The sequence below is a fragment of the Thermophilibacter provencensis genome (genome assembly GCF_900128445.1).
Taxonomy (GTDB): Bacteria; Actinomycetota; Coriobacteriia; order Coriobacteriales; family Atopobiaceae; genus Thermophilibacter; species Thermophilibacter provencensis.
Map to the genome: position 1 here is coordinate 1,093,874 of NZ_LT671417.1, position 23,099 is coordinate 1,116,972.

15 protein-coding genes are annotated in these 23,099 nt (G+C 64.8%); 7 read left to right on the forward strand and 8 right to left on the reverse strand.

Annotated features, from left to right (window positions below):
- Position 1 precedes the first annotated feature (1 nt).
- The 7 genes from BQ7391_RS04955 (at position 2) to BQ7391_RS04985 (ending at position 9,487) form a co-directional block, all read left to right on the forward strand.
- Entirely contained in the window at positions 2-853 is an 852-nt protein-coding gene (locus BQ7391_RS04955) for a PTS system mannose/fructose/sorbose family transporter subunit IID (protein WP_075279573.1), read from the forward strand.
- An 8-nt stretch (positions 854-861) separates the two neighbouring features.
- A complete protein-coding gene (locus BQ7391_RS04960; RefSeq protein WP_075279574.1) occupies positions 862-2,400 on the forward strand; it encodes a DUF3604 domain-containing protein in 1,539 nt (512 codons plus the stop codon).
- Between the two features lie 147 nt (positions 2,401-2,547).
- Entirely contained in the window at positions 2,548-3,852 is a 1,305-nt protein-coding gene (locus BQ7391_RS04965) for a lipase family protein (protein WP_083662109.1), read from the forward strand.
- 393 nt (positions 3,853-4,245) lie between these two features.
- The gene (gene pheS, locus BQ7391_RS04970) at positions 4,246-5,325 is read left to right on the forward strand and encodes a phenylalanine--tRNA ligase subunit alpha (protein WP_075279575.1); all 1,080 of its coding nucleotides are present in this window, start codon (positions 4,246-4,248) and stop codon (positions 5,323-5,325) included.
- 151 nt (positions 5,326-5,476) lie between these two features.
- Positions 5,477-7,945, forward strand: a complete 2,469-nt coding sequence (gene pheT / locus BQ7391_RS04975) for a phenylalanine--tRNA ligase subunit beta (protein ID WP_075279576.1) — start codon at positions 5,477-5,479, stop codon at positions 7,943-7,945.
- Positions 7,946-8,083: 138 nt separating this feature from the next.
- Entirely contained in the window at positions 8,084-8,806 is a 723-nt protein-coding gene (locus BQ7391_RS04980; protein ID WP_075279577.1) for a YARHG domain-containing protein, read from the forward strand.
- A gap of 15 nt (positions 8,807-8,821) precedes the next feature.
- Positions 8,822-9,487, forward strand: coding sequence for a hypothetical protein (locus BQ7391_RS04985; RefSeq protein WP_075279578.1), 666 nt, complete (start codon positions 8,822-8,824; stop codon positions 9,485-9,487).
- A 141-nt stretch (positions 9,488-9,628) separates the two neighbouring features.
- Here BQ7391_RS04985 and BQ7391_RS04990 read toward each other — a convergent pair whose 3' ends face one another.
- The 8 genes from BQ7391_RS04990 to BQ7391_RS05025 form a co-directional block, all read right to left on the reverse strand.
- Complete coding sequence (locus BQ7391_RS04990; RefSeq protein WP_075279579.1) at positions 9,629-11,104, reverse strand: sulfatase; 1,476 nt, start codon at positions 11,102-11,104, stop codon at positions 9,629-9,631.
- Between the two features lie 33 nt (positions 11,105-11,137).
- Positions 11,138-12,931 carry a sulfatase gene (locus tag BQ7391_RS04995; RefSeq protein WP_075279580.1) on the reverse strand — a complete coding sequence of 598 codons (1,794 nt, stop codon included), beginning with the start codon at positions 12,929-12,931 and terminating at the stop codon, positions 11,138-11,140.
- A 41-nt stretch (positions 12,932-12,972) separates the two neighbouring features.
- Positions 12,973-14,457 (reverse strand): sulfatase family protein, encoded by a 1,485-nt coding sequence (locus tag BQ7391_RS05000; protein WP_075279581.1) that lies wholly within the window; start codon positions 14,455-14,457, stop codon positions 12,973-12,975.
- A 105-nt stretch (positions 14,458-14,562) separates the two neighbouring features.
- Positions 14,563-15,957 (reverse strand): MFS transporter, encoded by a 1,395-nt coding sequence (locus BQ7391_RS05005; protein ID WP_075279582.1) that lies wholly within the window; start codon positions 15,955-15,957, stop codon positions 14,563-14,565.
- A 40-nt stretch (positions 15,958-15,997) separates the two neighbouring features.
- Entirely contained in the window at positions 15,998-18,469 is a 2,472-nt protein-coding gene (locus BQ7391_RS05010; RefSeq protein ID WP_075279583.1) for a glycoside hydrolase family 3 N-terminal domain-containing protein, read from the reverse strand.
- A gap of 192 nt (positions 18,470-18,661) precedes the next feature.
- Positions 18,662-19,717, reverse strand: a complete 1,056-nt coding sequence (locus BQ7391_RS05015; protein ID WP_075279584.1) for a LacI family DNA-binding transcriptional regulator — start codon at positions 19,715-19,717, stop codon at positions 18,662-18,664.
- A gap of 330 nt (positions 19,718-20,047) precedes the next feature.
- Positions 20,048-21,313 carry a glucose-6-phosphate isomerase gene (locus BQ7391_RS05020; RefSeq protein WP_075279585.1) on the reverse strand — a complete coding sequence of 422 codons (1,266 nt, stop codon included), beginning with the start codon at positions 21,311-21,313 and terminating at the stop codon, positions 20,048-20,050.
- Between the two features lie 218 nt (positions 21,314-21,531).
- Positions 21,532-23,028 (reverse strand): lactate racemase domain-containing protein, encoded by a 1,497-nt coding sequence (locus BQ7391_RS05025; protein ID WP_075279586.1) that lies wholly within the window; start codon positions 23,026-23,028, stop codon positions 21,532-21,534.
- Positions 23,029-23,099: the final 71 nt, after the last annotated feature.

The window sequence follows — 23,099 nt, forward strand, 5'->3', positions numbered from 1 at the left end:
CATGACCGAGCAGACTCATTCCGGTGCCGCGGGCGTCAAGCACGAGGTCCACCTCAGCAAGCGTGACGTCTCCACGGCCGCATGGCGCTGGGCGTTCTTCTGCCTTGCGTCCCAGAACTACGAGCGCATGATGGGCACGCCCTTCTGCCACAGCCTCTCCGGCTCGCTCGAGAAGCTCTACGAGGGCGACAGGGAGGGCCTGTCCCGCGCGCTGCAGCGCAACATGACCTTCTTCAACACCGAGCCGCAGCTCGGCGCCATCATCCCGGGCATCTGCCTGGCCCTCGAGGAGGAGAAGGCCAACGACCCCTCCTTCGACGACGAGATTATCCAGAGCACCAAGAACGCCCTTATGGGGCCCTTCGCCGGCATCGGCGACTCCATCCTGGTGGGCACGATCAACCCGATCCTGCTCTCCATCGGCATCGGCCTCTCCGCCGGCGGCAACCCCCTCGGCCCGATCGTCTTTCTCGCCCTGTGGTGCGGCATCGTCATCCCGCTCAAGTACTTCCTCTTCGTCAAGGGCTACGACCTCGGCGCGGACGCGGTGAAGCTGCTCACCAACGTGGAGCTCAAGGACAAGATCACCACCGCCCTCACCATCGTCGGCCTGATCGTCATCGGCGGCGTGGCGGCGACCACCATCAGCGCCCCCGTGGCGTTCACCTACACCTCGGGGGACATGGTCATCAACCTCCAGGAGATTCTGGACAAGATCATGCCCAACCTCGTGCCGCTGGTGATCGCGCTCGTGAGCTACCTGCTCGTCTCCAAGAAGGGGTGGTCCGCCAACAAGCTGATCGTCGCCATCCTGATCTTCGCCGCGGTCATGGTCGTCACCGGAATCATGTAGGGGGCGCGATGAACTACAAGAGCTACATCACCGACCTCCACCTCAACCTCCACCCCGGCCAGATCGACGAGCTCGAGGCGTGGTTCGAGCACTGCGAGCGCGTGAGCGACTTCTTCACGCTGGCCTACTACCCCTACCAGATGGTAGAGCTGCCCGGGGGCTTCGGCACCGAGCGCGAGATGGACCGCGACCTCATGCGCGAGCAGTGGCAGCGCATCCTCGCGTTCCTGGAGCGGCGGGAGCGCGAGGACGGGTTCGTCTGCTTCCCGGGATTCGAGTGGCAGGGAACCGGCGAGGACGGCGACCACAACGTCTACTTCAAGACGTCGGGCCAGATCGAGCTCCCGGCTCGCTACCAGGAGCTCGTCGAGACCTACCGCGGTCAGGACGCAATCGGGATTCCGCACCACCTCGCGTACTCGCTGGGCAACCGCGGCAAGAACTGGGACACCCACGACGAGTCCTTCTCGCCCGTGGCGGAGATCTTCTCCCACCACGGCAGCTCGGAGCGCGATGCCACCTCCGTTCCCATGGAGCGTCACATCCACATGGGCCCGCGCGTGGACGGGACGAGCGTCGTCGCCGGGCTCAAGCGCGGCAAGCACTTCGGCCTCATATGCTCGGGCGACAACCACGAGGTCCCCGCCATGGTCAAGTACGGCCGCGCGGGAGTCTGGGCGGACGAGTACGGCAAGGACGCCATCTGGGACGCGCTGACCTCGCGCCGCACGTTCGGGTTCACGGGCTCGCGCATCGACGTGTGGACGGAGGCGGAGGGCCACCCGCTGGGGTCGGTCTTCTCGACCACATCCGACGAGGTCGAGCTCAAGGTTCGCGCGCACGCCAACTCCAAGGTCGAGCGCATCGAGCTCTACCGCGACGGCGACCTCGACGACGTGCACGTGGTCCGCTGGCGCGCGCCCGAGCCGTCCTCGGACGGCACCGTTCGCTTCAAGTTCCGCGTGGAGTTCGGCTGGGGCCCCAACGTCAGGTACTTCCCCGAGGCGACCGAGAGGACCTGGGAGGGCACGCTCTCCACGACGGGCTCGGTGGTCTCCGTGGAGCCGGTCTTCAGCAGCTTCGACAACCGCCACGAGATCGTCGACGAGAAGAGCGTGAGCTTCGTGGCCAAGTCGCAGAAGGTCGGAGGAACGCACTGGGTGCGCGACAGCTCCATGCGTACCGAGGGCTACGTCTTTGAGATCCAGGCGCCGCTCGACGGCACCGTGACCATGGAGGTCTGCGGAGAGCGCTTCGTATGGCCGGTCGAGAAGATCCTCGCGGGCAGCTTCCTCGAGGTCTTCGAGGACGAGGCCAAGGAGCTGATCCGAGGGACGGCAGGAATCGAGGAGTACTACCGCAGCGACGCGTGGTACCACAACGCCTACAAGGTGAAGGTGTACCAGGGCTTTGCCTCAGACCTCTATGAGGTGGAGGACTCCTTCGCGGTCCGGCCGGGAGCCGAGGAGGCGAGCTGGTTCGTGAAGGTCGTCCAGGCGGACGGCCAGACGGCCTGGGCATCCCCGATCTGGATCTCGCGCGCATAGGCGGGCGGGCTCAGCCCTCATGTCGCGGCGGGGCGTCACCCAGCGGACGCCCCGCCGCCTTTCTAACGGTTTCGTCACGTTGCCCGCCGCGCCTCACCTGCTCCGCGTCGCCGGGTATCATGGTCAAAAGGGCGGACGGAGGTGACGATGCGGCTGCGCGGCGAGGGACGGAGACGCACGAGGCGGCGGCGGAGCCTGCTGTTCGTCCTGCTTGTCACGGTCGTCCTTCTCGACAGCGCGACGCTTGCCGGGGCCGCGGTTCTGCACGCGCGCCGCATCGAGCAGGCAACGGGGACCAACGCGGTCATAGCGCCGGAGGTCAGCGCGGTAGAGCGGCCGCCCTCGTTCACGACGGACATCGAGTACGCCGCCCTGTTCTCGGGCGACGGACACCAGGTCTCCTCCCAGGTCGCCTGGGACGACGAGTGGTTCTTCCAGGACCCGACGGTCTACAACGCCGAGCTCGCGCACACCTGCGCGGTCCTCTCCGCCGTCGCCAACGCCGAGAGCGCCTACTATCAGCAGGGCTCGAGCGTGCCCGCCTTTGCGGAGAACGCGTTTGCGAGCCTGGGCTTCGACGAGGTGTCGACGGCCTCCTACCGATATCGCAGCGAGGTGCTCGACGAGCTGAGGGGGCTTCTCGACGGAACGGACGTCGTGGCCTACACGCTGGCCACGAAGCGCCTGCGCTCGCGGGAGACCGGCGCCGAGAAGGAGCTCTGCGTCGTGGTGGTGCGCGGGTCATATGGATCCGAGTGGCTCTCCAACATCCGCATCGAGGGCACCTCTGACGTGGCGGGCGAGCTGGGGGATGCCGACCACCTGGGCTTCACGCTCGCCGCCGCCGAGATCGTCCTCGACCTCGAGGCGCGTGCCGCCGCGGTGGACCCCGGGGTGGAGCGAAGCTACCTCTTCTGCGGCCACAGCCGCGGGGGCGCCGTGGCAAACCTGCTCGCGAGCTACGCGGACGGTGCCTCGGGCGCGCATGGCGCGATCCCCTCCGCCGGGGACGTTCGCGCGTACACCTTTGCCACCCCCAACTGCACCTCGGCCGAAGACGCGCGGGACGCCACCTACGACAACATCTTCAACGTGCTCAACCCCTCGGACCTGGTCCCTCAGCTGCCGCTCGCGGAGTGGGGCTACCGCCGCTACGGCCGGGACGTGTGGCTTCCCGCTGAGGGGCAGACCGCGTTCGAAAGCTCGTATGACGCCATGCGCGACTCATACGAGCGCAGCATGGGGGCGGAGTGTCCCTACGACCCCTCCGACCGGGGGACGGTGGACGAGATGATCGACGAGCTGGGGGACGAGGTGTCGAGCTTCGACAAGCTCACGTCCCCTGCCGGCCTGCTCACGCTGACCCGTCTCTTCCTCGGCGCTGACGCGGGGCGCCTCCTTGCCAGCCACTATCCCAACACCTACATTGCCTGGCTCGACGCCCTGCGCTGAGATGTGTGCTACCATGTCACGCTAGGCGATGACGGAGAGGTCTGGGCGTCGCGTTGCCAGCGGACAAGAGATGGGGGTCACCGGCTGAGAGCCCCCTCCAAGGCAGAGGCCCGGAGTTCACTCCACCAGCCGCGACCTGAACGGTCGTGCGGCGTGCAGAGGGGACAGTCACTTTTGCACGCTCGGGCGGTCACGCACGGCACGTGCAAAAGTGGCTGTCCCCTCCGCACGCTCAGTAGGGAAGCCGTAGGCCCCACGGAACGGGGCGTGAAGAGCGGGCGCTCGGGGGAGACAACCCGTCGCGCCAACCGAGGTGGTACCGCGGATCATTCCGTCCTTGGGCAGCAGCACGGCTGCCAGAGGGCGGTTTTTTAGTAGAGAAGGGATTGCACGATGTCGATGTCCGACGACCTCAAGGCGATCGAGGCCCAGTTCCAGGAGGGCCTGGCCGCCGCCGAGACCATGGAGGCCCTCGAGGCCCTGCGCGTGAGCTACCTGGGCAAGAAGGGCCAGCTCACGGCCATCATGCGTTCGATGGGCAAGGTGCCGCCCGAGGAGCGCCCGGCCATGGGTCAGCTTGCCAACACCGTCCGCGCCACCGTGGACGCCGCGCTCAAGGCGCGCAGGGAGGAGCTCTCCGCCGCGCTGCTGGAGCAGAAGATGGCCTCCGACGCCGTTGACGTCACGCTGCCGGGACGCCGCCTCTCCCAGGGCACCCAGCACCTCATCAGCCAGATCCGCGAGGAGATCGAGGACATCTTCGTGGGGCTCGGCTACACCGTCGAGGACGGCCCCTACGTGGAGAGCACCTGGTACAACTTCACCGCGCTCAACGCCCCGGAGGACCACCCCAGCCGCTCGGCCAAGGACACCTTCTACGTGGTGGACAACGCGCCCGGCACGATGCTCCACGCCGAGGAGACCAACGTCCAGGGCGAGTCCGACATCCTGCTGCGCACCCAGACCTCAGGTGTCCAGGTGCACGTCATGGAGAGCAAGAAGCCGCCCATCTACATGATCTGCCCGGGCACGGTCTTCCGCCCGGACACCGCCGATGCCAACCACCTCCCGCAGTTCACGCAGGTCGAGGGTCTCGTCGTGGACGAGGGCATCACCTTCGGCGACCTCAAGGGCACGCTTGACTACTTCACGCGCGAGATCTTTGGCAAGGACCGCGCCACGCGCTACCGCCCGCACTTCTTCCCGTTCACCGAGCCCAGCTGCGAGGTCGACGTCTCCTGCGGCGTCTGCGGCGGCAAGGGCTGCCGCTTCTGCAAGAACACCGGCTGGCTGGAGATCCTGGGCGCCGGCATGGTGGACCCCAACGTCTTCGGGTTCTGCGGCATCGACCCCGAGAAGTACACCGGCTTCGCCTTTGGCATCGGCGTCGAGCGCGTGGCCGCCCTGCGCTACGACCTGCCCGACCTGCGCATGCTCATGACCGGCGACATGCGCTTCCTCTCGCAGTTCTAGGGCTTCCTCTGGCACCCCATCTGGCGGCTCATTCGTCGCTTGCGTACCTAAGTACGCGTCGCTCCTCTTTCACCGCCATCTGGGGCACCAGAGAAACCCCTAGAACTACGAGAAAGTGTTTTTACTAAATCGCGCGAGAAGGAGAAGAGAAATGCGCGTCTCATATGAGTGGCTCAAGAGCATGGTCGACGTGCCGGCAGACCCCGCCGAGCTCGTGGCCGAGTTCACCCGCACCGGCACCGAGGTCGAGGCGGTGGAGAAGGTCGGCGCCAACCTCGAGCACGTGGTCACGGCCCAGGTCGTGAGCAAGAAGCCTCACCCCGACTCCGACCACATGTGGCTCTGCCAGGTCAGCGTGGGCGACAAGAACGTGGACGCGAACGGCAACCCCGTCCCCCTGCAGATCGTCTGCGGCGCCCAGAACTTCAACGAGGGCGACCACATCGTGTGCGCCATGATCGGCGCGGTGCTGCCCGGCGACTTCAAGATCAAGAAGAGCAAGCTGCGCGGCGTCGAGTCCTGCGGCATGAACTGCTCGGCCCGTGAGCTGGGCCTGGGCGCTGACCACGAGGGCATCATGATCCTGCCCGAGGACGCGCCGGTGGGCATGGACTTCACCGACTACCTCGGCATGTCCGACACCGTGATCGACTGCGAAATCACGCCCAACCGCCCCGACTGCCTCTCCATGACCGGCATGGCGGTGGAGGTCGCGGCCATCCTCGACGAGGACACCCACATCGAGCTTCCCGCCGTGAAGGCCGAGCAGGGCCCGAATGCCGCCGACCTCGTCGACGTGACGATCGACGACCCCGAGCTCTGCCCGCGCTACACCGCGCGCGTGGTCCGCGGCGTCAAGATTGGCCCCTCGCCCGAGTGGCTCGCCCGGCGCGTGGCCGCCGCCGGCGGGCGTTCGATCAACAACGTCGTGGACGTGACCAACTACGTGATGTACCTCACGGGCCAGCCGCTTCACGCCTTTGACCTGGGCAAGCTCACGGAGCGTGACGGCAAGCGCCACATCGTGGTCCGCGCCGCGGCGGACGGCGAGAAGCTCGTGACGCTCGATGGCCAGGAGCGCGAGCTCACGCACGACATGTGCCTCATCACCGACGACGGCCACACGCCGATCGCGCTCGCCGGCGTCATGGGCGGGCTCGACTCCGAGATCACGGAGGAGACCGTGGACGTCCTTCTCGAGAGCGCGAACTTCTCGAGCGGCCACACCTCCCGCACCTCGCGCAACCTCGACCTCATGAGCGAGGCCTCCATCCGCTACGAGCGCAAGGTCGATGGCTCCAACTGCGCCAACGTCGCCGAGATCGCGGCAGCGCTCTTCGAGGAGTGCTGCGGCGCCGAGGTCTGCCCGGGCATCGTGGACGTCTACCCCGGCGAGGCGGACGACGCCCCGGCGCGCATCGAGTTTCGCCCGTATCGCGCCCGCGCGCTCGCCGGCGCCCCCATCACCAACTCGTTCATGATGTCCCGACTCGAGCGCCTTGGCTGCACGGTCGAGAAGAACGACATCGAGCACTACGTCGTGACCGCTCCCACCAACCGGCCTGACCTGACCCGTGAGGTCGACCTCATCGAGGAGGTCGTGCGCCTCTGGGGCGAGGGCGACATCGAGGCCACCCTGCCCGCCGCCAAGAACCACGCCGGCGGCCTCACCGTCGAGCAGCGCCGCGTCCGCAAGATCGGCGCCGTGCTGCGCGCCTGCGGGCTCTCGGAGACCTCCACGTACAACTTCGCCGCGCCCGATGACCTCGCTCGCCTGGGCATCCCCGAGACCGGCCGCGGCGTGCCCGTGAGAATCATCCGCCCGCTCGTGGCCGAGCAGTCCGAGATGCGCCGCTCCATGCTGCCGGGCCTCCTTCGCTCCGTTGCGTACAACCTCGACCACGGCGTCTCCAACGTCGCGCTCTACGAGATCGGCCGCGTCTTCTTTGGCCACGAGAGCCGGAGCCTCCCCGACGAGCCGAGCTACGTCTGCGGCGTCCTGGCGGGCAAGCGCTCCGACGACGCGTGGAACCAGCGCTTCGACGAGTACGACTTCTTCGACGCCAAGGGCGTGGTCGAGGAGCTGCTCGACGCCCTGCGCCTCACGAAGGTCCGCTTCAAGGTGGCCGATCCCGAGCAGTACCCGTGGCTCCAGCCCGGCCGCGCGGCCGAGGTCACGGCCGGCGGTGGCCAGGTCATCGGCTGGGTCGGCAACGTCCACCCGCGCGGCCTCAAGGCCATGGGCGTGGACGTGCCCGTGGTGGCCTTCGAGCTCTCCCAGGCGGCGCTCCTGCGCCTCGCGGCCGATCAGCTGCCCTACGAGGACGTGCCCACGCTGCCCGGCGTGGACGTGGACCTTGCCATCGTGGTCGACGAGTCCGTGACCTGCGAGACCCTGATGCAGCGCATCTCCTCTGCCGGCGGCAAGCTGCTCTCCGACGTCCGCCTCTTCGACGTCTACCGCGACGACGAGCGCGTGGGCAGGGGCAAGAAGTCCATGGCCTTCTCGCTCACCTACCGCGCGGCCGACCGCACCCTCACCTCCGAGGAGGTGGAGAAGGCCCACTCCAAGCTCGTGACCAAGGTCTGCAAGTCCACCGGAGGCGAGGTCCGCTCCTAGTGCAAAAGGGACAGTCACTTTTGCACGCCTTGACATAGGTGACAGGGTCATCTGTCATGAATGCGGCCGGGCGCATCGCGTCCGGCCGCGCTGCGTTAGGGTTACACTGTCAGGGTGACGCTGTTGCAAGGAGGGCCTATGTTCTGCTCAAACTGCGGCGCCGAGATCTCCGACGGCGCGAAGTTCTGCGACTCGTGCGGCACTCCCGTCGGCACGGGCGATGCCGACAAGACGGCCGTCGTCATGTCGGCGGTCGCCCTCGTTGCGGTGGTCGCGCTCGTCGTGGTGGTGGCGAACCCCTTCGGCGGCTCGCGGAACGAGCCGGCTCAGAGCGCTCAGGAGCAGCCCGTGGACGACTCGGCCCCCGCGGGGGAGGAGTCCGAGGCCTCTGACGAGGGGGCCGAGAAGGACGAGGCGGCCGATGCGGCGGAGGCGGACTCCGAGGACGAGGCGAGCGCCGATGACGCGTCGGAGGACGCCGCCGGCACGCAGCAGAACAACGTGGTCGTGGTTGTCGAGGGCAACGACCGGGCGCCCGCCCCGCCCGCATCGACGGTCGTGCACGTGAGCGACGACTACATCCTCCCGTACAGCGCCACGTACGAGTACTCGACGAGCGAGATCTCCCACCTGAGCGACTGGGAGCTCTACCTCGCGAGGAACGAAATCTATGCCCGCCATGGCCGCGAGTTCAGGAACGACGACCTCGTCCGCTACTTCGGTGACAAGTCCTGGTACACCCCGATCTACTCGCCTGATGACTTCGACGCGCGCGTCGACTCGTTCCTGAGCTACACCGAGCAGCGCAACGCTGCGACGATTCTCGCGCTTGAGCAGGCGCGCGGGTCCGCGTACATCTAGCCCCGGAGGGGACCCATGCCAAGCTGGAACATCCATACGGCGCACGTGGAGCGGCTCCTCCGGGAGGAGGGCGCCGAGTCGCTGGGCGTCCGCGATGCCAACGCGTTTCTCCTGGGCAACCTCGCTCCGGACATCTACGTCGGCTACATGGTCCCCGACACCACGTACCGCATCGACTACAAGCTCACGCACCAGGCCCTGCGCGAGCACATACCCCTGCCCGGCTACGACGAGTTCTGGAACTTCTACGTCGCGCGCCAGGAGCGGGTGAGCGACCTCACGCTCGGCGCGTGGGCGCATCTCGTGACCGACCACGTCTACAATGCCCATACGCGTCGCTATCTTGAGCTCATCGGGGTTAAGCCCGGCGAGCGGGCGCGCATCGGCAAGCAGGCGGACTTCGCGCTCTTTGGCAGCACGCTCGACATCTCGATGGTCCCGAGCGTCGACGAGGCCCTTCTCGCCCAGTGTGCCGCGTTTCCGCCGTACTCGATCCTCGAGCGCGACGCCCGCGCCGCGGCCAACGTCGCACGGCGCATCGTCGAGAAGAACCGCGATGAGCACGTGAGCGGCGTGCCCGTCTATCAGCTGCTCAGCTCGGAGTTCTTCGAAACGGCCCGTCAGGAGGCGCATGACACCATCGTGCGCGGCCTGCGCTCGTTTGCCAGCCATCGAGGCTAGCCCTGGCACAAGGGAGGCGCGCCCCCTGCGTGGTCCTTCTCGCGGCTTCGCAGAGGGCGAGAAGGACGTGAAGCAGGGGGCGCTCCTGAGGGGTATCGACCGATGCCGTTACCCTCATCGGAGCTGTCGCATGGCTGCCGCTCAGCCGCTCAGTCCGAGGCGCTTGAACTCTTCGGGTGGTGCCACGCAGGTGGACATCTCCTCGCGCAGGGCATCAACAAGCCGTGCCTCTAGGACGGGGTCCTCGATCTGGCGCTCGCCTTGGCGAACGTCCCAAAGCGAGCTGCCAAAGGCATGCGAGTTCATGATGGACGAGGCAGGCATCTTGAGATAGGGAATCCCGTGCGAGTGACGATCTCCCGCAACGAGCTTCGCCTGCATGAGCGAGTCCCTGGAGAAGAACTCGCGCATGTGCGTGGGCATGAGCGTGCACTCAACGAGTGGCTCGTTGTCCGGCTCCCGTGCGGCGCGCATATAGACGTAGCTGCCATCTGTGATGCACACGTGGTTCCCATGGGCGCCGAACAGCGCATATGCGCAGGTTGGATTGTCTTTCTCTATGGTCGGCAGCAGGGAGCGCCCGTCCATCTCGGTCTCCGGATCGACCTTGAACCAATCCAGGAGGGTAGGGGCTATGTCGACGGTCCGGCAGAGCGCGGCGCGACGCTCTCCTTCTGCGGCGCCGGGGACATGCATGAAAAACGGCAGGTGAACGATCTCCTGGTGCATCGGCCAGAAGTTCTTGCCCAGGTAGTCGTGCTCGCCGAGAAGGAATCCGTGGTCGGTGTTGACGATAAGCAGCGTGTCCCGCCATAGGTCATGGCGGTCAAAGACGTCAAGGACGCGGCCGAGGCGCTCGTCGCACAGGCTCACCAGGGCAGCGTACTCGCGACGCATCTCGCCGACCTCGTCCTCGTTGCTCGCGGTTTCGACCTGGGCATATGCTGGCCAGTTGGCCTGGACGCGTTTGGGAAGCTGGTAGAGCGAGCGAAGTCTTTCGGGCACATCGAACGGCTCATGCGGGTCGAAGCTCTCGATGTGGAGCAGCCAGTTGTCTCGATCGGCATGCTCCTCGATAAAGGATATGCCGGCATCGAACGTGCGCGTCGATGACATGTCTGTCTCGGATGCCTGACGCCGACGATTTGCCTCGTGCTGGAACAGCGCCTTCTCGGACATCTGATTGACCGGCTGCTTGGAGTGGGACGAGCGCTCTGGGAGGGCGTCTATGATGTCGCGTGCCGCCCATCGGTCTCCCTCCTGGCCGCGAAAGCCCTCCCACGAGCTGTAGCGGTTGTGATAGGTTGCCCCTCCGTCCTCCCAGTAGTGGGAGTGGTCCGTGACGAGGTGCGTGTACACGCCCGCTCGGTCGAGCGCGCGAAAGCACGACCCGTCGAATGGCTCCAAGGGGCCCCAGCTGCGGTGCAAGAAGTTGTACATGCCGGTGTGAAGCTCTCGGCGCGCGGGCATGCAGGGCATCGAGCCGCCGTAGAACCGATCGAACGTGCAGCAGCGTGCGGCAAGTCGGTCAAAGTTGGGTGTCCTGACCCAATCGTTCCCATAGGGGGAGAGGTAGCTTCTCGTCAGCGTGTCGAACATCACCATGACGGCTCTCATAGCGACTCCTTTCTCCAAAAGGCTTCGAAGAACCTAGCGCTGCCGGGCGAGTATCCTGGTGAAGTAGCCCGCCATGCGCCACTGCTCGGGCGTGAGAATCTCGCGCATGTAGGACCGCACGTCCTCGGCACGCACCGCCTTGGTGCCGGCCTCGTGCATCTTTTCCTCGAATCCTGCGCGGACGTCGTCCCGACGCGAGTCGTCCACCATGCCCATCAGCGCATGCATCACGTTCTTCGCCCCCTGCTCCCACTCCCAGCCCTCCATGAACCTGGGATCGCGCTCCTCCTCGAGCGCCGCCCGGGCGTCGAGAATGACCTGAGCCGTCACGTGGGAGGGGTCGGCGGGCAGGCCGAGGCGCTCGTGCTGCTCGGCGGGGGCGTCGTTGGCGTTCATGAGCCGCACCATGGCGGAGGACATGCGCACCTCGAGCGTAACGTCGTCGAGCTCGTGCTCCTGGTCCGGGTCATTCAGCACGTCGAACAGCTTCGAGCCATAGATGCTCGCGTTGAAGTGCGGGGGGTTGGCGGGAATCATCATGACCGGGCAGCCCTTGGTGAACGAGAAGGGCGCGCGCAGCGTCGCGCGGGAAAGCTCACGAGCGCTGAAGAGGCTGCGCATGTGGGCGGGCATGAGGGTGTACTCGAACGTGGGCCCGTTGTCCATGTGGACGGGGGCCCGCAGATAGACGTAGCGACCATCCGTTATGCAGGTATAGTTGCCATGCATTCCAAAGAGTCCGTACTCACGCACCGGCTCGTCGCGCTCGATCACGGGCGTGAGAGGATGGCCTTCCATGCTCTCGGGAAGCGGGAGGCCAAAATAGTCAAGGATTGTTGCCGGAAGGTCGATGGTCTGCACGAGCGCCTTGCGGCGCTGTCCGGCAATCCCGCTGCGGGGGTCCCAGATGAAGAGCGGTGTGTGGGAAATCTCCTCGTAGAGGGGCATGATGCCCTTACCCCACCACCCGTGCTCGCCGAGCAGGAAGCCGTGGTCGGTGTTCACGATGAGCAGGGTGTCGTCCCAGAGGTCGTATTCGTCCATCTTGTCGAGGATGCGGCCGAGGTAGGCATCGCACATCGACACGAGGGCAGCATACTCGCAGCGAACGTGGTTCGCTGTCTTGCCGTCCTCCGTTACAACGTCGTAAGGAGGCCAATCGGCGAGGGGCCCATCGTACTCATGTGGATACAGGTCCTTGTACGCCTTCTGCGTGAAGAACGGCTCATGTGGGTCGAAGGTCTCAATCTGTACGAACCAGTTGTCCTTGTCATGGTTGGCGTCGATGAACTCGATGCCGCCGGAGAAGGTCATCGCCTGGGGCATGCGGTCCTCATGATCGGCGATGTAGGACCGGTTCATGGCGTCGTGGCGCGTCATGCGGCGCTTCAGGGGGACCTGGGGCTGCTTGTCGGCGAACACGGTATCCTCCGCCCTGACGCCCAGAAGGGCCTTCCAGGGATCGCCCTCCTGGCCGCGCACGCACTCCCAGCTCTCGTATCTGGTGTGGTAGGTCGCACCGCCATCCTCCCAGTAGTGCTGGTGGTCGGAGACGAGATGGCTGTAGATGTCGTTCTCGCGCAGAATCTGCGGCATCGAGTCGTCAAAGGGCTCGAGCGGGCCCCAGCTTCGGTGGAGGAAGTTGTAGCGCCCCGTGTGGAGCTCGCGCCGGGCGGGCATGCAGGGCAGGCTGCCAACATAGGAGCTGTCGAACGTTATCGCGTGCCGGGCGAGGCGCGTGAAGTTTGGCGTCTGCACCCAGTCGCAGCCATAGGGCTCGAGGAAGTTCCTCGCCAGCGTGTCGTACATGACCATGATTGCCTTCATGGGGCATCCCTCCAATGTTGGGTTTGTGTTCCAGCCGACGCCTAGAACCTGGAGTCCATCTTCTCGGGCACTCGGTCGCCCGTCTCTATGAGGTGGCGGAGCAGGCGTTCCCGCAGGCGCGTGACGTGGTCGCGGTAGTCGGGATTGGCAATCTGGTTCCTCGTCTCAAGAGGGTCCTTCTCGAGGTCGTAGAGCTCGTCACTCTCTTCCATGCGCCACACGTACTTGAGGTCTCCCATGCGTACCATGTGGGCCTTGAGGTGTGCCGGGCCCTCCTCGTGCTGGATGGACTGGCGGGGCCAGTAGGGGAATGGCGGCTCGTGATAGGGCTCCATCGCCTGAGTCTCGCCCGGGAGCCGGCCTCCCTCGCAGAACACGGCATCATGGGGCGCCTCGCCATGCGAGATCGCGCCGACCAGGGAGACGCCGAACTGGTCGTATGGAAGCTCGATCCCCGCGATCTCCGCGGTGGTGGCGGGGAGGTCGACGAGCTCGACGAGCTCCTTGTGCAGCCCCGCCTGGACCGTGATGTCAGCCGAGGGCTTGACGATGAGCGGCACTCGCGTGAGCGGGTCCTCGAAGGTGTTCTGCGCCTTCTCGACGATGCCGTAGTCCCCAGTGTAGTCGCCGTGGTCGCTAAACACGAAGAGGCTCGTGTCATCGTACAGCCCCCGCTCGCGGAGCTTGTCCACGAGCCGTCCGAGCTGAAGGTCGAAGAAGCCGACCATGCCGAGATATGTCGCGCGGAGCTCGTCCCACTGCGGCTCCCCCCAACCTGAGAGCCCCTGTCGCTCGCGGAGCTTTGACAGCATCTCAGGCTTTCCGTCGAGTGCCTCCACGTCGGGACGACGGGAGGGCATCCGCTCCCTTTTGACCTCCGCGAGGCGGGAGTCCTCGCAGACATAGGGGGGATGCGGGTTCATGAGGGTGCAGTAGATGAAGAGTGGCCGGTCGCCCTCATAGCGATCGAGGAAGTCGATGACGGCGCTCACGCAGTTCGCGTCGTATCCGTGAGCGAGCGACCCATCCGGGAGTGTGCCCAGATAGAACGAGTAGGGAGATTCAAATCCTCGCATGACGGGGGAAGGCTCTGCGGAGGAGCGTCCCGCCCCGAATGCCGCGGGCCCCGGACTCCTCTGGTCGTGGACGTGGTCCTCGAGGTCAATTCCGTTGAAGTAGTGATCGCAGTAGGGCTCCTTGCTCCGGCTCCCGGGGATGAAGTCGTTTCTTCCCGCCCACACGACCTCATACCCTGCGTCCTTCATGGTCTGCAAGATGTCCGGATCATCTGCTCTCATCATGTGCTGCATGGTGCGATGGCCCTGCGTGTGCGGGTACCATCCCGTGAGAAAGCTGCACCGAGAGGGCGTGCAGACGGGATTCTGGCAGTACGCCTCGGAGAATGCCGCGCCCTCCCGTGCCAGGGCGTCCATATGGGGAGTCGAGACTGCCTCATTGCCGAAGCAGCCTACGGAGTCCGCACGAAGCTGATCGGCTACGAACCAGATGATGTGTCGTAGTAACATGCTGTTCTTCTGCACCTCCCACTTATCCAGTGGACATGGGTGTCGATGGCAAAGGAATGCGGGGCGACGTTCGAATGAACGAGACGTCGCCCCGCCCAAGGCGAGTTATTCCGAGCGAGCCTCAATGCGGCGCTCCTGGAGCTTGGCGCCGATTTCGGCGGCCCGTTCATCGGTAAGGCCATAGAAGCGGATAAAGATGAACGAGATAAGGTTGAAGACGCAGGGGACACCCCAGCGGAGTGCCACGATGGCGCCCAGCACCTCCGGGGTCTGCGCCTGGTTGGCGACGTAGCCCAACGCCCCGATGATCATCACGGGAATTGAACCGCCGAGCGCCTGGCCGAGTTGGTTCATCAGCTGGACCGAGGCCTGCGTGAGGCCGTTGGAGCGGACGCCCGTGGTGTACTCGCCATAGTCGACCACGTCGGGGATCATCGACCATGCGAACACGATGACGATTCTCGAGGTGAAGGAGTACGAGGACATCGCGACGGTGATCAGGGCGAGCTCGGGGCTGGGGACGAACAGCATCAGGAGGTTGGGGAGGATGGTAAGGGCGACAAAGACCTGGAAGGAGCGCTTCTTGCCCCAGACCCTCGTGAAGAACGGCACGGTGATGGTGCCGATGATTCCGACTATGACGCCGACGCTCGAGACGGTGGCAACCCAGTCCTTGTGACCGAGCACGTAGGTGAAGTAGTACATGTTCATCGTGTTCTGCAGGGTGAAGCAGGTCATCTCGGTGCAAAACGCGCCGATGAGCAGGAGCATCTCCTTGTTCTTGAAGGTCTTGGCGATGTCTCGGACCACGTCGCCGGCCGACTTCCTCTCGCTCTTGTCGCCCGTCGTCTCTTCGCGGGCAAGCTCGTAAGTGTCGTAGTTCTTGGAGCCCATGGTGCAGATCCAGAACACGACGCACGTCGCAATGCCCATCACGATGCCGTAGTTCGACCAGCCTGCCGTGCCGCCGCCGAGCAGGTCGACGAGGGGCAGTGCCATGGCGGACATGAATTGCGGAATGGCCGCCATGCCCTGCTTGAACGTCTGGACCGTCGCGCGCTGCTTCGGGTCGGCCGACATCAGGTTGGCGATGGAGTTGTTCGGGATGACGACGAACGACGAGGCGACGACGTAGAAGATGTACGCGGCGCACGCATAGAGCACCTTCGCGTTGGGGTCGAGGTCAGGCGTTGAGAAGACCATGAAGATGGAGAGCCCCATGACCGGAGCGCCGAACATCACGAACGGGCGAAACTTGCCGAACTTGGTGACCACGCGGTCAGCGAGCGCCCCGATGAAGGGGTCGATGACCGCGTCGACGATCTTTGAGCCCAGCATGAGGGCGGAGACAATCGCCGGGGCAAGCCCGAAGATGTCCGTGTAGAAGAAGCTGAGGTACGCGCCCATGAAGATGAACGGGATGTTCGCGCCGATGCCGCCGAACCCGTACAAGATCATGTCGACGAGCCGCGCCTTCTTGAGCTGAACCTGTTCTGCCATTACCATTCCTTTCTTTCCTCTTCCCGTTGTTGATGTGCTGCTATTCCGTCGTTGTCGTCGCGCAATATGCGCGCCTGCCCATGACGTCGACTGCCTCGCCAACCAGTTCGACCGCGCCCTCCAGGGGGAGGTCATGGGCACTGGTTCCCACCATGACCCTGAGCCTGCCCGGCTCCACCACGAAGCGCATGTCCTCGTTGTAGTAGGCGAGCTGCGACAGGTCGACCTCGAAGGTCACTCGGCGCTCCGCCCCAGGGGCAAGCTCGAGACGGGCGAACGCGGCGAGCTGCTTGTTTGGACGCGTCACGTGAGCCCCGTCGAATCGGGTGTAGAGCTGCACCACCTCGGCGCCGGGGAGAGACCCCGTGTTCGTCACGCGACAGCTCGCACGGAGCCTCCCGTCACACGGGAGCTCGCTGTCGGAGAGCTCAAGGTCAGACACCTTGAAGGTGGTGTAGGAGAGGCCGTGGCCGAAGGGGTAGAGCGGGCCGTCCTGGCAGTCGACGTAGCCTCCCGAGAAGATCGCGGACAAGACCGTTGCGTCAGCTCCGTCCGTGTAGCCACTTCCCGTCCTGTGGTTGTAGTAGATGGGAACCTGTCCCGTGCGGCGCGGTATGGTCACGGGAAGCTTGCCCGAGGGGTTGAGCTCACCGCAGAGGGCGCGCGCGATGACGTCTCCGGCGTGCTGGCCGGGCATCCAGGCCTCGACTATGGCACCGACGTGCTCGGCCGCCCAGGAGGAGGAGAAGACGCCCGGGCCGTAAAGCACCACGACGACCGGGGTTCCCGTGGCAGCCACCGCCTCGAGCAGCTGCTCCTGGACGCCGGGAAGCTCGAGCGATGAGCGGTCCTTCCCCTCGCCCCCGGTCGTGTTGAACCAGCCGCAGTTTCCTCCGAGCGCCATCACCGCGACGTCGGCGCCCCGCGCCGCCTCGACTGCCTCAGCAAAGCCCTCCGTGCTGCTACCGACGATTGTGCAGCCCTCCGCGTAGGCGACGCTATAGCGTTTGGCGAGCTCCTCGAAAAGCGTCGTCGCCCCCATGCCGCGCAGCACCTGGCCCATGTCCTCGAGGGCATCGAGGGCATCGGGGGAGATGACGCTTGACATGGATGCGAAGGCGCTCGGGGGCCGCTTCTCCGGGCACTTGTCCTCAGACGCTTCGCCCCTGCTCCTTGCCGCCTCGTCGTCGCCGATGCCACCGAACGAGCCGGCGTCGCCACCCTCGAGCCCCTTGAGCATCTCGATGTAGGCCGGATAGGTGTAGCCGCTCACCGGGTAGCGCAGGCTCTTGGCGTGAGGGCCGATGAGTGCGACCTTCGCCGTCTTCTGGATCGGCAAGGTCCCGTCGTTTTTGAGCAGGACGACGGACTTCTCTGCAATCTCACGGCTGAGCGCCTGCTTACCGGAATTGGTCATGGACGCGCGGACTGCATCCACGTCGACATACGGATGGTCGAACAGACCGTAGGCAAACTTGATGGTGAGGATGCGCCGCACGGACTCGTCGATGCACTTCTCATCGAGTTTTCCTGCCCGTACATACTCTGGAAGCTGACGGAAGCCGGCGCCGACGGGGATCTCCGTGTCACAGCCCGCCTTCTTGGCAAGATATGCCGCCTCGCCATGGCTGCTTGCCACATGGTAGAAGTTCCAGAGGCGCATGACCGCGCCGCCGTCGGACGTGAGCATGCCCTTGAAGCCCATGGTCTCACGCAGGAGCGTCTTTGAGATCTTGGGGTTTGCGAGCACGTTCAGCCCGTCGATCTCTCCGTAGTTGGCCATGACGCCACTGACGTCAGCGAGCTTTGCGGCCGCCTCGAAGGGCGTGGCGAACACCTCGTAGAGCTCGCGGTCGTTGATGCGCGCCGCGGCGCAGTTGAGGCCGCCCTGCGTCTCGGAATACCCGAGGAAGTGCTTGGCGATGCAGGCCGTGCCGTCCTTGTCCTCTCCCTGCATGCCCCGAACGTAGCTCACGCCCATCTGGGTGACGAGATAGGGGTCCTCGCCGAAGGTCTCGTAGGTGCGCCCCCAGCGGGGGTCGCGTGACACGTCAATTACCGGACTCATTGAGGAGCTGATGCCCACCGCGCGCGCCTCCTGCCCAATGACGGAGGACATTTTCTCGGCCAGGGCGGGCTCCCATGTGGCTGCCACGTTCATCATCGACGGGAAGAGGGTTCCCCCTGCCGCGGGATAGCCGCAGAGGTCCTCGCTCTGCAGCGCCACCGGGATGCCGAGGCGCGTCTCCTCGACGAAGTAGCGCTGAATCTCGTTTGACAGCTCCGCTATGGCGACGGGGTCGGCGAGGCCCACCATCGAGTACTGCGTGAACCTGCCGTGCCCGTCCGGGAATCGCTTCCTGAGTGCGTCGTGGTCGACCTTGCCCTTGCGAACGACGCTGTAGGGGAGGTCTCCGCACAGCTGCGCGACCTTCTCCTCAAGCGTCATGCGCCCCAGCAGGTCTTCGACGCGCTCCTCGACCGAGGCGTTGGCGTCCTTGTACTTCTCCATCACGCTCCTTTCTGGCGTCGTCGAGCGACGCTCTTGGCGAACGAACCACGGAATTTAATCGATTAAGCTGACGATGCGGGACCACCTTTCCTCTGTGACAGCCTTCCTGGACGCTTTGTGATTCGAAACGAAATTGATGTTGTTTAATCGATTAAACAACGGATGAGACAAAGAAGAAGGAGTGCCAGACGATCAGTTATCGTGCAGATGCAGGAGGTAGGACTGTGCTGCTGGAATCGGCAGCAGCTTCGCCGCGGCGGGGCCGCCATTGATTTGACGTACGAGCTGCTCGACGCAGGCCTTGCCAGCCTGGTAGTTGGGCATTACGCAATAGCAGTTAGCACTGAAAGCGCTGTAGAGATCATTGGCAAGGTCAGCGTAGAGCGACAGCGTGAACCCGGTGGCAACCCTGACGATTCCTGACCATCCTGCCCAGCTGCAGACGATGAGGTCACCGTCATTAACCAATCTTGAGAGGGGCAGCTCAATCAGCCGAGCGTGGGCGGAGGAGGGTTCGCCGACATGATCGTCATAGGGGTCCCTGTCGAAGGATGTCAGCGCCTCGGCGCCAATTGGCGCGACTATTGTCAGGGGTGGCTCGATGCCTGCGTCTCGGCACGCGTCGATGACCCCCTGCTCTCGAAGCGACTCCTGCCTGGATTCGAATGCAGGGCGGATGTACGCAACACGGCCGGAGCGTTTTGAAATGAGAAGCGAGGTGGCCTCGCGCGCCCCGGCTCGATAGTCGAAGTCAACCGAACCGAGGGAAGGATTGTTGAGCTGGCAGTCGAGCGCGACGAATGGAATGCCGTCGCGCTCGACCGTCTCGATATCATCCTGGTTGGGCCCGACGTTGTCTGCTCCAACGTAAATTACGCCGTCGACTTGGCGCTCGAGAAAAACGTTGAGATAGTCAGCCATGCCGTTCTCTCCACTACCCGTGTGGCAGAGGAGAAGACGATATCCCATGCTTGAGGCAGTCTGGGACATGCCCTGAAGCGCCAGGGCGTAGCGCGGCGTGGCGAGGTTCTTGTCGATGGCGACGCCAATGGTCTTGGTCTCGCGCCGACGAAGCGACTTGGCGGTCTTGTCGGGCACGTATCCGAGTTCGCGCGCCGCTAGGAGCACCCGCTCGCGGGTCTCCTTGGACACGCTGCGCTTGGCCGTTCCGGAAAGCACGTAGGAGACGGTCGCGGCGGTCACGCCGGCGCGAGCGGCAACGTCCTTTCCGGTAACGCGCTTTACCATGACCGACTCCGGTTCTGTTGATGAATGGAGGCATGCAGCGCTCGCGCTCAAGGGACAAGGCGAACTAATCGACGAGTGATTAATCGATTAAACACATCGTAGCGAAACCACGAGGGGCGGCAATGGGGGAGGGGCGTCTTTGCCGTGGGCGGTCAAAAAAATGCCGTCAGCGTTATGGCATTTGACGCGCGTCGCAGCGATTCTCAAGAAGCCTTGCGGGGTGCCCACCGGGATGTGCGACGACTCAAAGCGTTCCCGGCATCCGGCCAACCGAGAGCGAAAAACCGGCGCTCGGGCGTGATCTCGTCCTGCCCGAGCGCCGACTTCGCCCTACTTTCCGAGCGCCTCGAACATGAGGCGCTTGTACGCCTCCACGCCGGGCTGGTCGAAGGGGTTCACGCCCAGCAGGCTTCCCGAGGCGTAGCAGGAGAAGGCAAACCAATAGAACAGCATGCCGAAATGCTCCTCGTCAATGCGGTCGAGCTCGAGCGTCAGCACGGGGAGAACCTCGGCGTGCGCTGCCCGCGTCGCGGCAAAGCTCGCCTTGTTGATGTCCCAGAAGTCCTTCCCGCTGAGATAGTCGAAGGAGTCGGCTACGTCGGTGCCTCCGAGCACGAGGCTGTCACCCGCTCCGGGCGTCAAAAGGTCGATGAAGGTCTCGAAGAGCTGATGGGTGCCGTCCTGTGCGTACTGCCCCAGCGAGTGCAGCTCCTCGGAGCACTCGAGCGAGGACGGGAAGATTCCCTTGCCGTCCTTTCCCTCGCTCTCGGCGAACAGCTGCTCCCACCACTTGGAGAACCAGCGGAAGCGAGGCTCGAAGAAGCCGAGGAGCTCGGTGCGATATCCGCGATCCCAGAGCATGTTGCGCAGGCAGGCGTAGCGCCAGGCGGAGTTCGTGGTGACGTCGGAGGTGCCTCGACACACCTCCTGCATTTTCCTGGCTCCGGAGACGAGCGCGCGTATATCGGCCCCCGCGACGGCGAGCGGCAGTAGATGCACCTCAGTGAGCGCGGTATAGCGTCCGCCGACGTTGGTAGCAAACGGCACGAAGGTGTAGCCCTCCGCGCGACAGAGCCTCTCGAGCGAGGAGCCCATGGTTCCCGTGCAGACAATGCGGCGAGACGCCTCCTCGCGCCCGTATCGATTGACGAGATACTGCCGCAAAAGCCGGAATGATGATCCGGGCTCGAGTGTCTCGAAGTTCTTGGCGATGCAGTCGATGACCACGTCGTGCCCCTCAAGGTCTTTGATGACTCGGTTGAGTTCGTGGGCAGACAAGGTATTTCCCGCGTAGACGATGCGAGCGCCATGGGGATGCAAGGCTTCTACGACGGCGCGCGCGGAGTTGTTTGACCCACCGACGCCAATGATGACGAAGGTGTCGCATAGTGCGCGAAGGTGCGTGGCGAGCTGCTCCGTGCGAGCAAGGACCTCGGGGCCGGCCCACTCGTCAACGTCAAGCCAGCCCTGCGAATCGGCATAGCGCCCCTCTCCCGCCTGACAGCGCGCAAGCACTTCTGCGTTCGATTCTGCGTAGGCGGCGAGCTTGTCGGGGGAGACGTACTTCTCGGCAAACCTGGTATTCAGATTGAGCAAAACAGCTCCCGTTCTCTAATGATGCAGCATGTTCCATCGACGCCACGACCCTCTCCGTTCGAGGAGGGGTCGGGTGAGAATGGCGACACGGCAATTCCGAAACGCTTTGTCTTTTTCCAGGAAGGCTCACGTTTTCGGTGGGCGAGCTCATGCGCTCGCCCGTCGAGTGGGACTGCGGCGCCTGGGCAGCATCGATCTTTGCCCAGGCGCCGGGATACCTAGCAGCCGCAGGGGTGCGCGGGGGCGTCGTCGCGGAAGTGGCTGTTCTGGGACGGGTCCTTCATGCAGAGGTGCGGCACGGCGCGGTTGTAGGCGTGCGGCAGCGCCAGGATGTTGGGGTTGCCGTCGGTGAACTTGCGCGTGGCGTCCGCGATGGCCTCTTCGAAGGTCGGGCGGGTCTTGAGGCCCATGGTGCGGGCGATGCCGGGCTTCTGCGCGCCCACGATGTAGGTGGCACTGAGGTACTTCTCGGCAAGGTTTCCGCAGGTCATCATGCTGAAGCCGTGGAACGGGTGGAAGGCGTTGGCAAAGCGGTACTTGCGGATGTACTCCTCGTTGGTGGCGAAGTACTCACCGTACTTGATCATCTCATCGAGGGTGTTCATCTTGTCGGACTGCCAGAGCTCCCACTGCTCGCGCAGGTAGGGCCAGCGCTCGTCGTGGAACCAGCCGTTGCAGTAGCTGGCGATGACAAAGACGCAGTGGTCGGAGAGGATGCGCTTGTGGCGGATGACCTGGGCGGAGACGGCCTGCATCATCTGGATGGGGTTGGTGCCCATGCCGTCGCCGTAGTGGAAGTTGGTGGGCATGCCCATGACCACGATGTCGTACTTCTTCTCGGCCCAGTGCACGTAGGTGCGCTTGTCGGCGAGCTTCCAGGAGACGGGCTGCATCTCGGCGGCGTAGCCGGAGAAGATGGCGATCTGGCGGCTCCAGGTGTCGAGCACGGCGTCGCAGCAGAAGAACTTCTTGCCCATCTTCTCTTCCATGAACATGCCCTGCTGGTCGAACTTGTCGCGCATGAGGGAGGAGGTGGAAACGGGGACGAAGTCCGGGCGGCTCATGACGCGCGGCACGTGGTGGGCGCTGATGGAGCGCCAGTGGGTGATGCCGGTGGCGCAGTGCTTGTAGCCGCCCGAGTAGCCGCCGTAGGGGTTGCCCTGCGTGTGGCCGATGAGGATGGCGATGTCGGCGTCATAGACGTACTTGTTCATGATCACGTGGTCGCCCTGCGGGGTGAAGCCGAGGTCGACGAGGTGGTCATAGTCCTCGGAGTCGTGGCTCGTGATCTGGCCCGTGCCCTCGAACTCGTTGTAGAGGTCCTCGCCCAGGATGAGCTTGGCCTCGGCGGTGGAGGTGCGGGGGTGCAGGCCGTTGGAGAAGAGCAGGAGCACGTCGTCGTGGGAGACGCCGTTGGCGAAGAGCTCGTCGAGGCAGGCGCGGATGGCCACCTTGCGGTGCGCGGTGGGCTGCGTGCCGCCCTTCACGATGTCGGGGATGACGATGACGACCTTGGCGCCGGGGTGCGCGAGGTCGGCGAGCGGCTCCATGCCGATGGGGTTGCGGATGCTCTCGAGCGTGGCGCTGTAGAGGCTGTCCCAGTCCTGCGGCAGGCACTCGGGGTCCTTGACGGTCTCGCCGGTGATGAAGACGTCGGTGCTGTCGGGCAGCTCGGCGCCGAGCATGCCGTTTCCGTACTCAAAGTCCAGATGCATGAGGTTTCCTTTCTGTGGGACGGACGTGAGGGGGCGTGCAAAAGTGACTGTCCCCTTTGCACGCTTTGCAC

What these genes read in the sequence shown, in the direction of transcription:
- BQ7391_RS04955 (WP_075279573.1), top strand. Translation starts at nt 2, where the DNA reads ATGACCGAGCAGACTCATTCCGGTGCCGCGGGCGTCAAGCACGAGGTC.
- BQ7391_RS04960 (WP_075279574.1), top strand. Translation starts at nt 862, where the DNA reads ATGAACTACAAGAGCTACATCACCGACCTCCACCTCAACCTCCACCCC.
- BQ7391_RS04965 (WP_083662109.1), top strand. Translation starts at nt 2,548, where the DNA reads ATGCGGCTGCGCGGCGAGGGACGGAGACGCACGAGGCGGCGGCGGAGC.
- pheS (WP_075279575.1), top strand. Translation starts at nt 4,246, where the DNA reads ATGTCGATGTCCGACGACCTCAAGGCGATCGAGGCCCAGTTCCAGGAG.
- pheT (WP_075279576.1), top strand. Translation starts at nt 5,477, where the DNA reads ATGCGCGTCTCATATGAGTGGCTCAAGAGCATGGTCGACGTGCCGGCA.
- BQ7391_RS04980 (WP_075279577.1), top strand. Translation starts at nt 8,084, where the DNA reads ATGTTCTGCTCAAACTGCGGCGCCGAGATCTCCGACGGCGCGAAGTTC.
- BQ7391_RS04985 (WP_075279578.1), top strand. Translation starts at nt 8,822, where the DNA reads ATGCCAAGCTGGAACATCCATACGGCGCACGTGGAGCGGCTCCTCCGG.
- BQ7391_RS04990 (WP_075279579.1), bottom strand. Translation starts at nt 11,104, where the DNA reads ATGAGAGCCGTCATGGTGATGTTCGACACGCTGACGAGAAGCTACCTC.
- BQ7391_RS04995 (WP_075279580.1), bottom strand. Translation starts at nt 12,931, where the DNA reads ATGAAGGCAATCATGGTCATGTACGACACGCTGGCGAGGAACTTCCTC.
- BQ7391_RS05000 (WP_075279581.1), bottom strand. Translation starts at nt 14,457, where the DNA reads ATGTTACTACGACACATCATCTGGTTCGTAGCCGATCAGCTTCGTGCG.
- BQ7391_RS05005 (WP_075279582.1), bottom strand. Translation starts at nt 15,957, where the DNA reads ATGGCAGAACAGGTTCAGCTCAAGAAGGCGCGGCTCGTCGACATGATC.
- BQ7391_RS05010 (WP_075279583.1), bottom strand. Translation starts at nt 18,469, where the DNA reads ATGGAGAAGTACAAGGACGCCAACGCCTCGGTCGAGGAGCGCGTCGAA.
- BQ7391_RS05015 (WP_075279584.1), bottom strand. Translation starts at nt 19,717, where the DNA reads ATGGTAAAGCGCGTTACCGGAAAGGACGTTGCCGCTCGCGCCGGCGTG.
- BQ7391_RS05025 (WP_075279586.1), bottom strand. Translation starts at nt 23,028, where the DNA reads ATGCATCTGGACTTTGAGTACGGAAACGGCATGCTCGGCGCCGAGCTG.